This is a genomic window from Streptomyces sp. NPDC000345 (assembly GCF_042898825.1).
Lineage (GTDB): Bacteria > Actinomycetota > Actinomycetes > Streptomycetales > Streptomycetaceae > Streptomyces.
In genome coordinates, this window is record NZ_JBIAZE010000005.1 from 601,878 (window position 1) to 615,919 (window position 14,042).

A 14,042-nucleotide genomic window follows, 5' to 3' on the forward strand; every position below is an offset into this window, starting at 1 on the left:
CGCCCTCGGTCGGGGGTGGGACTGCGCGTCGGCGGGTGCGGGTCGTTCGTGGCCGGTCGCGCCCGCGCGGCGGAGCCGCCCGGCACGGCCCCGCGCCCCTGAGTCGTTCCCCGCGCCCCTGAGCCGGGTGCCCTCCCGGTGTCGACAACAGGGCGCTGCTCCGGAAGGCGGCGGGTGTCGGTCGGGTCAGTCGCCCTTCAGGTGGGTCATCAGTTCCTCGAAGTCCTTCCAGGCCGACAGGTCGGACGGGTTGCCCGGGAGCGGGTAGTAGAGGGCCGGGCGGGTTTTCGGGCCCAGTTCGCGGGGCTTCTCGCGCAGGGGGGTCCGCCTCGCCCGGTCGCCCGGCATGGTGCGGACCTCCTCGGCGCCCAGGACGAAGGCGTACGGCACCCCCGGGCCCTCGAAGCGCGGCGGGACCGAGAGGTCGCGGCGGGCCCTGCGGACCTGGATGAGCATCGACTGCAGGTCGTGGCGGGTGGCCAGGGCCTCCGCCGCCGCCATGACGGCCGCGTCCGAGGGGACCTCCTCCCCCGGCCCGTAGCCGAAGGCCAGCGTGACGTCCTCCTCCACGCCCCCCTTCGTCCGGGAGATCCGCACCGTCGCCAGGCCCGGCCGCTCCGGCGCGCCGACGACGACCAGCCACGTCGGCTCCGGGGACCGCTCGTACGCCACGTCCGTGACCTGCCGCAGAGACCAGGGCAGGTTGGCGGGTTCCTCGGTGCCCCAGCCGGCCGGCGGCTCGCCGGTGAGCTCCCGCCAGACCGTTTCCAGGGCGCCGCCGAGGACCAGCCGCTCGTCGGCCGGGTGGACGCAGCGGAAGGAGACGGCCAGCTGGCGCTCGCCGGAGTCGGCGATCTGCCGGGTGAAGGTCTCGGCGACGGGAGTGCGCGGGTCCTCGGGGGTCGCCTCCGGTGACTCGACCGTCACGAACAGCCCGTTCGCCCAGTGCAGGACGGCGCCGGACAGACCGTCGTAGTACCCGCACTTCTCGTCCTGGACCACCCAGCGCGAGGGCCAGCCCGGCAGCGCGCCGCGGACCGCGGGCGAGAGCCGGGTGCCGGCCGGGGTGACGATCTGCAGGCCCAGCCGGGCGTTCGCGGCCGCCCGGAAGGTGTCCGCGAGCCAGGCGGTCATCGCGACCACCGGACGGTCCTGGATCACCACGGCGACCTTGTCGGTGAGCACGTCGACGGCGGGCTGCGCGGCGGCCGGCACCGGAACGGCGGTCATCCCCTCGGTGTCGACCACGGCGAGCGAGTCGGCGGCCGCGCGCGGCCAGGCCGTGCCGCCGACCAGCGTGGCGATCCGGGCCGCGAAGGTCCCGGCGAGCGCCTCGGCCTCCTTCACCCCGGTGGTGGCGCGGGCCTCGGTCCACCAGTACGGGACCTCCGGCTCGTCGGCGCCGAGCAGCCGCTGCGCCTCTCCCCTGACCTGCACCAGCAGGGGGGCCTCGACGGAGAGCAGGGGGCGGCCCTGCTCGTCGTGCAGCCGGACCAGCGCGCCGTCCGCCTCCGCGCCGACCAGTTTGTCCGGGCCGCCGGAGAGCAGGCCCGCGATCACGCTCAGCGGGTCGGGCATCTTCTTCGTGAGCGCGACGACGTCCTTCGTCATGTTCTACCTCGTCCCCGCGTAGACGGTCTGGATGAGCCGGCTGGGCTCGCCCCTGCGGACGAGCACGCCCCGGCCGGGCGGCTGCTGGGAGGCGTACACCCCGGTGAAGAGCTGGCCCTCGCTGCGGTCGCCGGACATCACCAGCGCCGCGGCGCCCGACTCGCGCAGGCCCATCATCAGCGGCTCGTACAGACCGCGGGAGGCGCCCGCGACGCGCCGGGTGAGGACGAAGTGCAGGCCGATGTCCTGGGCCGAGGGGATGTACGGCACGAAGGGCGCGAGCGGCTGCTGGCCGGCCGTGGTGAGGACGTCGTAGTCGTCGACCAGGATCACGATCCGCGGCCCGGAGAAGCTGCCCGGCTCCAGGTCGGAGCCGTCCGTGCTCTCGTCGGGCAGCCGCTTGTCCAGCTCCGTGGCGATGCCCGCCGCGAGGCCGCCGGCCAGCTTGGCGTTGTAGGCGTAGCCGCCCCGGTACTCCTCCGGGATGGCGCCGCGCAGACCGCGCCGGGGGTCCATGACGCCGAAGACCAGCTCGTCGTCGCCGTAGCGCTCCATGAGGCCCTGGGCGATCACCTTCAGCAGGTTGGTCTTGCCGCACTCGCTGTCGCCCATGATCAGCAGGTGCTGGTCGTGGTGGAACAGGTCGAGCATGACCGGCGCCAGCCGCGTCTGGTCCAGGGCGATCGCGACGCGGCGCGGCTCGGCGGCCGGGCCGGGCAGCATGTGCGGCTCCAGGACGTGCGGGAGCACCCGGACGGGCTGGGCGACCTCGCCGGTCCAGGTGGCGCGGACGGTCCTGGCGGTGCGCTCCAGGACCGCGCCGAGGTCGGCGGTGTCGGCCAGGCCGTCCGTGCGGGGCAGGGCGACCTGGGCGAAGAGCTTGCCGTCGGTGAGGACGCGGCCCTTCTCCTCGGGCGCGAGGGTCTGGGCGAGCTTGCGCTCGATGCTGGACTCGCTCGGGTCGTTCAGGCGCAGCTCGACCCGGGTGCCGAACTGGGACTGGGTGGCGATGCGCACGTCGTTCCAGCGCAGCATGCCCGCGACGACGTGGATGCCGTAGCCGCCGCCGCGCTTGAGGATGTCGACGACCGCGTCGTCCAGTTCCTCGAAGTCGTCGCGCAGGGCGCCGAAGCCGTCGATGAGCAGCACGATCTCGGTGGAGGCCAGCTCGGGCAGCCGGCCCGCGGCGCGCAGCGTGCGCAACTGCTCCAGCGAGTCGATGTTGTGGACGCGGAAGAGTTCCTCGCGCTGGTCGAGCATGCCGCGCACGGAGTCGATGGTGCGGGCGGCGCGCTCGCGGTCGGCCCGGCCGGCGACCCCGCCGACGTGCGGCAGGCCGGACAGCGCCTGGAGGCCGCCGCCGACCAGGTCGAGGCCGTAGACGCCGACCTCCTGCGGGGTGTGCGTCAGCGCCAGGGACAGGGCGAGGGTGCGCAGCAGCGTGGTCTTGCCGGACTGCGGTCCGCCGATGACCGCCGCGTGGCCGCCCGCCATCGTCAGGTCCAGGTACCACTGGCCCTGCCACTGCTTGGTGGGGTCGTCGAGGATGCCCAGCGGCACCTGGAGCGGCCCGCGCCGCTTGGCGAGCTGCGTGCCGCGGGCACCGACCTCCAGGGGGCCGGCCACCTTGTCGAGGGAGACGGCCTCGGGCAGCGGGGGCAGCCAGATCTGGCGTACCGGGCGGGCGCCTGCGTTCTCGATCTGCTCGACCATGACGCCCATCTCGGTCGGCCCGGTCTCCCGGCGCCGCATCTGCGGCTCCTGCGGCGCGGCGCCCTCCTCCTGGCCGAGGGTGTTGTAGGCGTCGTACTCCAGGGCGAGCGGTCCGGTGTCCTCCTCCTCGCGGCGCACCGGGCCGCTGTAGGCGCCGGAGACGTAGCCGGCCTTGAACCGCTCGTAGTGGCTGGTGTCGACCTTGAGGTAGCCGAAGCCGGGCAGCGGCGGCAGGTGGAAGGCGTCGGTGGTGTCGAGGACCGTACGGGACTCGTCGGGGGAGAAGGTGCGCAGGCCGAGCCGGTACGACAGATAGGTGTCCAGGCCCTTCAGCTTGCCGCCCTCGATGCGCTGGCTGGACAGCAGCAGGTGCACGCCGATGGAGCGGCCGATCCGGCCGATGGACAGGAACAGGTCGATGAAGTCCGGCTTGGCGGTGAGGAGTTCACCGAACTCGTCGATCACCACGAAGAGGTGCGGGAGGGGATCGAGGTCGGGGCGCTTCTCGGCGCGCAGGGCGGCGTAGTGGCCGATGTCGGCGACGTTCCCGGCGTCCTTGAGGACCTGCTGGCGGCGCTTGACCTCGCCGGCCAGCGAGGCGTGCACCCGCTCGACCAGGCCGGCCTGGTTCTCCAGGTTGGTGATCACGCCGGCCACGTGCGGGAGGTCCGCGAAGGGGGCGAAGGTGGCGCCGCCCTTGTAGTCGACGAGGACCATGGCGAGGTCCTCCGGCGGGTGGGTGGCGACCAGGGCGAGGACCAGGGTGCGCAGCAGTTCGGACTTGCCGGAACCGGTGGCGCCGACGCACAGGCCGTGCGGGCCCATGCCCAGTTCGGAGGACTCCTTGAGGTCGAGGAGCACGGGGTCGTGGGAGTCGCTGACACCGATGGGCACGCGCAGGAACGCCCGCTCGCCGCGCGGCGCCCACAGCCGGGACAGGTCGAGGTCGGCGACGTCGTCGATGCCGAGCAGTTCGGCGAAGTCGACGGGGCCGCTGAGCGGGGCGTCGGCGGCCATCGAGTCGGCGGACAGCCTGAGCGGCGCCAGCATCCTGGCGAAGCCCTCGGCGAAGGGGACGCCGATCTCGTCGACGGTTCCGTGCGCGCCGATGGGCTCGGTCTCGCGCAGGTCCTCGATGGCGATCCGCTCGCCGTCGACGGTGATGCGCACCCCCACGCTGCCGGGCTCCTGCACCCGTTCGTCGAGCAGGTGCAGGATGGTGACGCCCATCTCCCGCAGCCCCACGGCGTCGTCGGGGCGGGGCAGGTCGACGGCGTCGTCGCCGTGCGCGTCGGCGACGACCAGCAGCCGGGAGGTCATGGCGAGGGCGTCCTTGCCGGACAGACCGCGGCGCACCTCGGCCGCGTAGGAGGCGCGGCGGCGCAGCTCGGGGCCGATCTGCCGGGCCAGCTGGGGCACGGAGGGCGCGATGCGGCGGGCGGCCACGGGACCGTCGAACTGCTCGGGGTCGAGCAGGTGGGGCAGCCACTTGGCCCACTCCCAGTCGGCGATCCGGTCGCCGGGCGCGGCGAGCGCGAACGCCACGTCGTCCGGGGCGTGCGTCGCGGCGGCCTGGACGAGCAGCGCGCGGGCGACCCGGAGGGTGTCCTCGCGGTCTCCGATGACGCTGATGTTGCCGACGCGGTCCAGCGGCACGGTGAGCGGGAGGTCGGTGCCCGTGCGGAAGCGGACCATCAGCGCGGACGCCTCGTTCAGCATGAACTGGTCCGGCGGGGTGAGCACGGACGAGCCCTGCTGGCCGACCTTCAGGTCCCGTACGGGCATCTCACCGGTGCCGACGCGCACCCGCAGGAAGTCGCCGTCGAGGCGCCTGCGTTCCCACAGCCGGGCGGGGTCGCGGACGATGTCGTACAGCGCGTCCGGCGCCGGGTTGAGCACCTGGGCGGTCTCCGCGCGCTCGCGCTCCTCCTTGGACAGTTCCTCGCGCAGGTCCTCCAGGTAGGCCAGATAGGCCTCGCGCTGGGTGCGGCGGGTGCGCTGGGCCTTGCCGCGCTGGGAGAAGACCAGGGCGAGGGAGCCGACGAGGGTGACGACGAGGATGATCGCGCCGAGCCCGGCGAACTGGCTGTTGCGCACGACCGTCATCATCACGACGGAGGACATCACGCCGGCCACGGGCAGCAGCGAGGTGGCGATGGAACCCGCCTTGCCCTCGGGCAGGTTGGGCGGGGCCTCTATGGTGCGCGGCTCGGGGGCGGCCGGCGGACGGGTGGTGCGCGCCGGGCGGTGGATCAGTCGGGTACTCATCGTCCTGTCCTTCGTGGGGTCCCTTCGAGGTGGTTCAACGGCGCTTCTGGGACAGTTCGAAGACCTCGGCGGCCAGCCGGGTGGCGGCCAGCCGGGTCGGGCGGGCGAGCAGATCGGTGCGGATGGCGCCGCCCGCGGCGAGATGACGGTCGTACGGCAGGACGCGGACGCTCACGCCGGTCGACTTCAGCTGCTCGGCGGCCTTGTCCAGGTCGATACCGGAGTGCGGGGCGGTCTCGGTGAGCACGACGACGGTCGTGGTGGTGATGTCCCGGGGCAGGCCGCGCATCCACTCCAGCACCGAGCGGGTGCTGGCGATGCCCTCCAGGGTCGCGGGCGCGCTGAGCACGCGGGCCTGCGCCGCGGACAGCGCGGTGCGGGCCACCTCGGCGGGCAGGGTCTCGCAGTCGACGACGGTCACCCCGAAGTAGCGGCGCAGCGAGACCATGACCCGCTCGTAGCCCTTGGTGTCGAGCATCGCGCCGACCTGTCCCTGGCTGCCGGGCAGCAGCCAGGCGTTCTCCGGGAGCTGGACCAGGTATCCGGTGATGTCCAGCAGTGACATCTGCGGTTCGACGAGGGCGGCGAGGTCGCCGGTGGTCCAGCGCAGGCTCTCCGCGCCGAGCCGGAGCGGCAGCGAGCCGAGCGCCGGGTCGGCCTCGACGAGCAGGACCGGGTCCTGGCGGTAGTGGGCGTAGGTGGCGCCGAGCAGGGCGGCGATCGTGGTCTTGCCGGAGCCGCCGCGGATGGAGGTCACGGCGATCTGCCGGCCGGTGGTCACCGTCCGCTGCAGCACCTCGGCGGTCGCGGTGGTCTCGGCGACCTCGCGCGCGGCGGAGGAGGAGACGGTACGGCGTACGGCGCGCAGGGCGCGGGCGGCGAACGGTTCGCCGCGGCGGGGCTTGAGACCGGCGGCGGCGAGCCGTTTGTCCAGGACGGGACGGGTGTCGGGGGCGGCGCGCCGCGCCGCGGCGCCCTGGGGGGCCGGCTGCGCGGTTGCCTGCGCGGCCGCCGGCGCGTGCTGCTCGGCGTACGGCTGCTGGGCGTACGGGGCGGCCTGGGCGGGGTAGGGCTGCTGGGCCGAGGGGTCCTGGTACGGCTGCTGCGGTTGCCGGACCGCGGGGTCGGCGTACGGCTGCCGGGCCTGCTGCGCCGCGGGGTCGGCGTACGGCTGCTGGGGGTAGCCGTATCCCGGTGTTCCCGGCTGCGCGGGCTGCTGCTGGGGGTACCCGTACGCGGGTGCCGGCTGCTGGTGCGGGTAGCCGTATCCCGGCGTCTCCGCCTGGGCGTTCTGCGCGGGTACGCCCGGCTGCGGTGCCTGCCCCGGTGCGGGGTCGTCGCCCTGTCCCGTCGCGGGCGCGGGCCGCTGAGGTGCCGCGCCGCCCCTCAGGTCGCGCAGCACGTCGTTCTGCCAGTTCTCACCGCTCGGCATGTCGCCCTTCTCCCTTGCGTCGGACTCCCGCCCGGAGTACCGACGCGTAGTCCCTCAGACCTCAGAACTTGTCGAGCAGTTGCCCGTAGATGCCGAACACGCCGACGGCCAGCGGGAACAGCCCGATCACGCCGAAGGACTCGATGAGATCGGCCAGCCGGCGCAGCCGGATCCGCACGTGCTCGGGCGGTTCGATCGCGAGGACCAGCAGCGGCAGCACCGCGGCGGCCCCCAGCAGGGCCAGCGCACCGGCGCCCCCCGCGTGGTCCAGCCACAGCACCGCGAGGCGTACGACGAGCACGGCCGCCGCTGCGAACAGCGCCACGACCTCCGCGACCAGCGGGAAGGCCCGGGCCCGGGACAGCAGCACCACGGCGGTGAGCGAGGCCAGGGTCACCGTCCACGCGGTCGGCGTGTCGGCGGTGGTCAGCAGCCAGCCGCCGGCGGCCGCCGAGGCGGCGGTGACCACGGTGGCCAGGGCGAGCCCGCGGTGCGTGGCGGCGAGCGCGTTGGAGACCTGGTGCCGGCTCACCGACACGCCCGAGGACCGGCGGTCGTCCAGGCCGGTGAGCCCGGAGGCCATCAGCGCGAGCCGCGGCAGCAGGCCGAGCAGCACCACGGAGAACACGGTCATCACGGCGCCGAGCCGGTCCGGCCGGTCCTGCACGGCGGCGACGGCCTCCCAGACGGCGGCCATGGCGACGGCCGCCCCGGCGCCGATGAGTCCGCCCCGGCCGAGGGGCGAGAAGTAGGCGAGCAGCACCAGGGTGAGCACCGACGCGGCGACCACTCCGGCCAGCCGTGCCTCGCCCGACCAGTCGTAGGCGTCCGCCGCGGTCCACGCGGTGAGCAGACCGAGGCCGCCGGAGGCGAACAGCAGCGCGGTGGCGAGCCCGAGGTTGCCCTCGCCGATCTTCGCGACGACCGCACCGGCCAGCAGGAACACCACGGTGGCGACCGCGAGCGCGGTGGTGACGGACTCCAGCGCGAACTCGCGCCGGGCCAGTACGGCGGCGGCCACGGCGAAGACGACGGTGGCGACCCCGGCGCTGACCCGGCGCGCGGCCGGGCGCCAGCGCCAGGAGCGCAGGTCGAGGTCGTCGGCGACCTGGTCGGTCACATCGTGCACCACCGGCGCGGGGGGCGCGGCGTGCGCCCGCACCAGCTGCAGCACGGCGCCGTCGGCGACCTCCGCCGAGGACAGCGTGGCGTCGTTCGGCAGCACCGAGCCGTCGGAGGTGACCAGTTGCCGCGTGGTCGGCCGGGTGGCGACCCGGTCGTCGAGCAACCGCAGTATGTCGGGGAGCAGTTGGCCGATCGGAGTGTCCGACGGCAGGACGAGGTCGGCGCGTCGCCGCTCACCGATCAGGGTGATACGGCTGAGCTGGGTCCGAGACGTCGTTGCAGTGCTCACCACTCACCGGAACCTATCATCGCGTCATTTCGGCCACAGGCCTGATATGCCATGCACCCGTCACCCTTGCTCGTCCTCTTCACTGCTTCTCCCCCTTGGCGCCGGTGGAGGGGCTGCTGCTGCCCGCGGGGTTGTACAGCTGCTCCTGCTGCTGTTGCTGCTTCTCCTGCTCGGCCTTCTGTTTCGCCAGCGTGGCCTGCAGGAAGGACCAGCCGACGCAGCCGGCGCAGAGCACGGCCGCGATCGCGATGCCCGCGAACACCTTGCCGAGCCGCTCGTCCAGGGTGCGCCGGCCGCGCTGGGTGCCGAACAGCAGCGCGTCGCGCATCCGGCGCCGCCGCACCGCCACCGACTCCAGCAGCTGGCTGTCGTAGTCCCGTGCCATTAGTCGTCGTCCTGTGCGTAGCTTTTGATGGGCCGTCAGTCGTGCGGGGTGAGGCCGAGGTACCGCCTCATGGCGCTGTACTTCCGCTCGAGCCGCCGTGCGGTGACCTCGTCGAGCACGGCGAGCCGGTCCGGGTCGGCGTTGTGCGCGAGGTCGGCCGCCTTGACCAGCCGGGCGCCCGGCGTCCCCAGGATCCTCCCCGCGTACGCCTCGGGCGACTCACCGGACCGCTTGGTCACGGCGCGCACGACGTCCTTGGTCCGCTGGTCGAGGGCGGCCGTCTCCAGCCACTCCTCGCTCAGCACTCCGTCCTCCACGGCGTCGTGCAGCCAGGCCGCGGCGACGAGTTCCTCGCCCCCGCCCCGGGCACGCACGCCCTCGGCGACGGCCCGCAGATGCTCGGTGTACGGCCGTCCGGCCTTGTCCGTCTGCTCCGCGTGCGCGGCACACGCGACGGCCTCGACCTCGGCGAGGCTCATCCTCACGGCGCGCGCCTCCCCCGGTGCCCGTGCTGCGGCATGCAAACTCCCCCTTACTTTGCCCGTGCAACATAAGGCACGGGAGGCGGGGGCGTACACCCGGGGTGCGGGTCGTTCCCCCGGGCCGCCTCCGTCACGAGCCCTGCGTGAGCCCGGTGACGATCATGAACAGGATCCACAGCACCGGAACGAGCGCGACGTACGCGAGCGGCCGCCGGTGCACGGGCACGCCGGGGTCGACCTGCTGCCCGTGCTGGCCCGGCGCCGGCGCCGGCAGCTTCTTCACCTTGCGGGCGACGACCAGGTTGTGGATGGCCGTGAACGGCGTGAACAGGAACAGCGAGAACGGACTCCACCAGCCCTGCCACAGCGTCCGCGTGGTCAGCTCCCGGTACACCCCGAGCCCGCAGGTCGCGCACATCATGCCGCTCTGCTTCCCGAAGGTCATGAGGATCAGGATCCCCCGGTGGGCCCGGAAGGTGACGTGGACGGCGGGAGAACCTCCACAGAACATGCACGCGGGGGCGGGCGGTTGGGGGTGACCCGGGTACGCGCCGTACCCCGGGTGCCCCTGCTGGGCCGGATACCCGTACGGCGTCCCCTGCTGGGGCGGCACGGGCGCCGTCTGCGGGTACCCCTGCTGCGGCACCGGCGCCGTCTGCGGGTAACCACCCTGCTGGGCGTAGGGGTTGGGACCGGCCTGCGGGACGGGGGCGGCGTAGGGGTTGCCCTGGGGCGGGGTGGTCATGGGATGGCTTGCTCTCTGTGGATGAGGTGATCGCGGACGGTCATGCTGCCGCGGTGGCGTGAACCGCGGACTCGATGATCGGAACGGGAGGTCGGCACCGACGGTGCACGGGCGGGGGCCGGCGTCTAGCCACCCTTCGCCAGGAGCTCGACGGCGCCCGCGTTCGGGGCGCTGTCGAGCGAGCCGGGCAGGACCCGACCGCGGTTGCCCTGCGGGCTGGACAGCATCTCCACGAGGGCCTGGGACGGCGGAATCCCGCGCCCTTTGGCCCCCTCCAGCCGGGCGTGCCAGTGACCGCCCTCGGCGAGGGCCCGGTTTCCGGAGGCGGTGCGGGGGATCCACGCGGCAGCGTCGTCCGCGTCGTCGGCCCACACGTAACCGAGAACCGTGCCGTCCTGCTTGGAGACCACCGTGACGTACCGCACGGGGTTGTCGGTGCTGGTCCGGTACCGCGGTGGCCCGGGCGAGACGAGGTCGAGGTGCATGTCCTCGTCGAAGCGCGGGTTGATCCGCAGGGGTTCAGCCACCGGCGACCCGTTCCTTGAGGGCGGCGAGGGAGGGGGCTTCGGTGAGGGAGCCGGGCACGGCGTGACTCAGCTTGTTGTCGTTCGCGCCCTGCGCCAGCTCGGCGAGCAGAGCCGTGGGCGCGAGACCCCGGGCCTTGCCGCCGCGCAGCGCCCGCAGCCAGGACGCTCCGGCGTTCACCGCGCGCGCCGGAAGCCCCGGCGGCACCACCCATCCGGCCGCGTCGTCACCGTCGTTGGCCCAGACGTACCCGATCACGGTGCCCGTCTCGTCGGCGACGCTCAGGTGCGCGACCGGACCACCGGTCTGCCGGCTGTACGTCGGGGGGGCGTCCACCTCCGTGAACGGCAGGTCCTCGGCGAAGCGCGGGTTGATCGGTCGTTCACTGCTCATGACGTCCACATTCCTTTGACTCTCCCTGTTCCGCTACGAGGCTACGACCTCGGCAGAACCTCCCCGTAGACGTGCCACTTCCCGTCCGCCTCGTCCAGGAAGACGCGCGTCACCCGGTACTTGCTGCCGCGGGCGAGGAGCAGTTCCCGTTCGCCGGGGTACTTGGACAGATGGTCCAGCCAGAGCGCGGGCGTGCCCTCCGGCACCCGCAGGTGCATGTAGACGGGCTTCTGGTCGAAGGGGGGCGGCGGCCCCTCGCCCAGTGCCGTGGACGTGTACGCCTTGTCGTCGAAGACCCGGCCTTCCATGTCCAGCGGCGAATCCAGGTTGAGGTGATCGATTCCCGTGCCGCGGACGACCATGATGTTCTCGGGCACGGGACGGGTCCCCATGACCTTGTCCATCTCGTCGATGGTGTGCAGGATCGAGTCGGGCACGTCGTTGCCGAAGCGCAGATGGCCGTTGATGTCGTCGTAGGCATGGCCGGTGTAGGTGACCAGCGAGTCCCTCGACTCGGCGGAGAGGCCGTCCAGGAAGTCGTTCCAGTAGGCGTTGCCGTAGTCCCACCCCGCCTTGTTGCTGACGCTGGGTGTGGGGTTCGTGCCGTGCGCCAGCTCGGCCTGGGCGACGGCGTGCTTCTCGGCATCCGTCAGCCCGTCGAAGTCGTCCCCGGACACGAGCGGCTTGTACTCGAACGGCTCGCCGGCCCCGGGGTGCCCCGGGAGGTCCACGTCCGGGTGGCCCGAGGTGACCGGGACGTCGGTGCCGTGGTGGGCGCCGGTGTCCAGGGCACCGTCGCCGACGTCCACGTGGTCCCACGCGCCCGCGTGGTCCCCCGTGTGCGCCGCGTCGTCGGTGTGCCCGGCGCCGTGCGAGGCGTCGTCGGTGTGACCGGCGCCGTGCGAGCCGCCGTGCGAGCCGTCGTGCGGGTGCCCGGCCGGGGTGTCGTGGCCCGTGCCGTGCGGTACGTCGGTGCCGTGGCCGCCGGTGTGAGGGGTGGCCGCCGGTGCGTCGTGCGGGATCGTGGCCGGGACGTCGTGCGTCGCAGCGGTCGCCGGGGTGTCGTGGTACCAGGCCGACGGGGTCGTACCGGAGTGCGCGCCCGCGGAGACCGCATCGCCGGTGCTGTGCGGGACACCGCCGTAGATGCCGTCCGACGTGGCGTGCGCGCCGCCGGTGTAGGTACCGCCGCCCGTGCCGGTGCCCGTGGAGTGCGGCGTCCCGCCGTAGATCCCGTCGCTCGTCGCGTGCGCCCCGGCGTACGCCCCGGTGTCGGCCGTATGGGCCGCGCCCGCGTACGACGGTGTCCCGTCCGGGGACGGGATCGTCCAGTGGGACGGGAGCCCGGCGGGCGTCTGGTACGAGGCCGGCGCGGTCTCGTGCGGAACCGGCGTGGTGTCGATCGTGCCGTCGGGCGAGACGAGGTTGCCGTTCGGCTCCAGGACGCGGCCGTCGGGAAGGTGGACCGAACCGTCGGGGAGCGTGGGCATCTCGACCTTGCCGAGGCCCTTGAGGCCCTTGGCGATGTCGCCGATCTTCGACAGGCCCGCGCCGGCGCCCTTGGCGATGTACGTCATCGGGTCGATCACACGACCCGCCTTGCCCGCCACCGACAGGACCTTGGCGACCGCGCCCGCCTTGCCCGCACCGGCCGCCGCACCACCCGCACCACCGGTGAAGACCGTCGTCAGGACGTTGAAGGTCACCGCTCCGGCCGCGCGGCCGGGGTTCTTGCCCCACTCGTCCCACGCCACCAGCGCCTTGCCCGTCTCCTTCATCGCCGTGCGCGAATCACGAATCCAGGAAGGGAGCTTGTCGTCGGGCAGCAGCCAGAACGCCGTACCGACGCCGGGAATGGAGGCGAGAGCGAGCCCGGTCGCGAGCTGGGCGAGGCCCTTCCAGGCCTGGCCCATCGCGTCCCAGCCGCCGAAGCCCACCAGCGTGCCCAGACCCTTGATCGTGCCCCAGACCCCGTCCACGATCAGGCCGTCCCACACGAACGACTTCACCCAGTGGCCGACCTCGTACCAGTGGTGCCGCTCCTCCACCGGGTCACCCCAGGGAAGCTTCGCGTTCTTCAGGTCCTCCGCGTTGAAGCCGTACTGGTCCTTGCGCTCGGACCCGTCGCCCGCGACCATCTGGGTCCCGCCCCAGATCGCGGTGATCTTGTTGTGGCAGGTCCGCTCCGCCGCCCAGAACGCGGCGACGGTGGCGGTGATGTCGTCCCGGATCTGGTTGTGCTCGTCGACCTTGTCGCCGTCGTACTCCCACTCGTCGTCGTCCTTGACGGAGTCGACGAAGGTCTGCGCCTTGGTCTTGAGCTCCTTGAGCTTGGAGACCAGGGGCCGGATCTCGGTGGCGTACGAGGAGAGGGCGGACGAGACCGTCTCGAGATCGGTGGCGAAGTCGTCGGCCCGGTCCTGCACCGGCTTGGTGGTGCCGAACAGCTGCTCCGCCTCCGGCGCGTGGTAGAAGGCGGACAGCCCCTGGAACTGGGTATGGACGTCCTTGCCCGTGTCCCGGACGTGCCCGGCGTCCTTCGTCAGGGCCGCGTGATCCAGCTCGAGCTGAGCCAAGTCACCGGTGAACTGGGGTATTTCCTCCGGCTTGATCACGCTTTGCCCGTCCCCGGCATGTCGAGCTTCGGCGCCTTCAGCGTGTTGCGCTGCGCCTCCAACGCCATCTGCTCGTCACCGTTCAAATACGCCGTCGTCGCGTCCACCACACCCTGCAACGACTTCCCGGCACGCGCCGCGACATACGACAGATCCTTCGACGCCCGCTCCGCATACTGCGACAACGCCAACGCCACCAGACCACCCTGCGCCTGCTCACCACCCGCAGCCGGAGCATCCGCCGAAATCGTCCCCGCACTCGACGCAGCCGACGTCAGATGCTCACCGAACGCCGTCGCATGCTTCTGCAAGTCCGACGCCGTCTCCCCCGTCGTCTTCAGCACACCCGAAATACCCTGCGGCTTCAGATCCCAGCCCGGCACCCGTCAACCCCCGTTCCTCGCAGCACGCGCCAAGTCCTCCGTCAGCCGATGTTGTCCACCGCGGCCTTCGCCCGCT

11 protein-coding genes are annotated in these 14,042 nt (G+C 72.9%); all 11 read right to left on the minus strand.

Annotated features, from left to right (window positions below; genetic code table 11):
- Positions 1–186 precede the first annotated feature (186 nt).
- The 11 genes from ACFY30_RS15695 to ACFY30_RS15745 all read right to left on the minus strand — a co-directional run bounded on the left by ACFY30_RS15695 (position 187) and on the right by ACFY30_RS15745 (position 13,927).
- Complete coding sequence (locus tag ACFY30_RS15695) at positions 187–1,611, minus strand: DUF6177 family protein (protein WP_390845723.1); 1,425 nt, start codon at positions 1,609–1,611, stop codon at positions 187–189.
- A 3-nt stretch (positions 1,612–1,614) separates the two neighbouring features.
- Complete coding sequence (gene eccCa / locus ACFY30_RS15700; protein ID WP_390845724.1) at positions 1,615–5,592, minus strand: type VII secretion protein EccCa; 3,978 nt, start codon at positions 5,590–5,592, stop codon at positions 1,615–1,617.
- 34 nt (positions 5,593–5,626) lie between these two features.
- The gene (locus ACFY30_RS15705; protein ID WP_390845725.1) at positions 5,627–7,024 is read right to left on the minus strand and encodes a hypothetical protein; all 1,398 of its coding nucleotides are present in this window, start codon (positions 7,022–7,024) and stop codon (positions 5,627–5,629) included.
- Positions 7,025–7,085: 61 nt separating this feature from the next.
- On the minus strand, positions 7,086–8,441 hold the full coding sequence (gene eccD, locus ACFY30_RS15710) for a type VII secretion integral membrane protein EccD (protein WP_390845726.1): 1,356 nt from the start codon (positions 8,439–8,441) through the stop codon (positions 7,086–7,088).
- A 76-nt stretch (positions 8,442–8,517) separates the two neighbouring features.
- Positions 8,518–8,823: a hypothetical protein gene (locus ACFY30_RS15715; RefSeq protein ID WP_390845727.1), complete on the minus strand. Its 306-nt coding sequence runs from the start codon at positions 8,821–8,823 to the stop codon at positions 8,518–8,520.
- 35 nt (positions 8,824–8,858) lie between these two features.
- The gene (locus tag ACFY30_RS15720; protein ID WP_390845752.1) at positions 8,859–9,302 is read right to left on the minus strand and encodes an HD domain-containing protein; all 444 of its coding nucleotides are present in this window, start codon (positions 9,300–9,302) and stop codon (positions 8,859–8,861) included.
- A 133-nt stretch (positions 9,303–9,435) separates the two neighbouring features.
- Positions 9,436–10,050 carry a hypothetical protein gene (locus tag ACFY30_RS15725; RefSeq protein WP_390845728.1) on the minus strand — a complete coding sequence of 205 codons (615 nt, stop codon included), beginning with the start codon at positions 10,048–10,050 and terminating at the stop codon, positions 9,436–9,438.
- Between the two features lie 125 nt (positions 10,051–10,175).
- Positions 10,176–10,577, minus strand: a complete 402-nt coding sequence (locus ACFY30_RS15730; protein ID WP_390845729.1) for a hypothetical protein — start codon at positions 10,575–10,577, stop codon at positions 10,176–10,178.
- Positions 10,570–10,968, minus strand: a complete 399-nt coding sequence (locus ACFY30_RS15735) for a hypothetical protein (protein ID WP_390845730.1) — start codon at positions 10,966–10,968, stop codon at positions 10,570–10,572. The genes ACFY30_RS15730 and ACFY30_RS15735 overlap by 8 nt, the downstream gene beginning before the upstream one ends.
- 41 nt (positions 10,969–11,009) lie before the next feature.
- Positions 11,010–13,583 carry an ADP-ribosyltransferase gene (locus ACFY30_RS15740; RefSeq protein WP_390845731.1) on the minus strand — a complete coding sequence of 858 codons (2,574 nt, stop codon included), beginning with the start codon at positions 13,581–13,583 and terminating at the stop codon, positions 11,010–11,012.
- The gene (locus ACFY30_RS15745; protein WP_390845732.1) at positions 13,580–13,927 is read right to left on the minus strand and encodes a DUF6507 family protein; all 348 of its coding nucleotides are present in this window, start codon (positions 13,925–13,927) and stop codon (positions 13,580–13,582) included. Before ACFY30_RS15745 ends, ACFY30_RS15740 begins: the two co-directional genes overlap by 4 nt.
- Between the last annotated feature and the right edge of the window lie 115 nt (positions 13,928–14,042).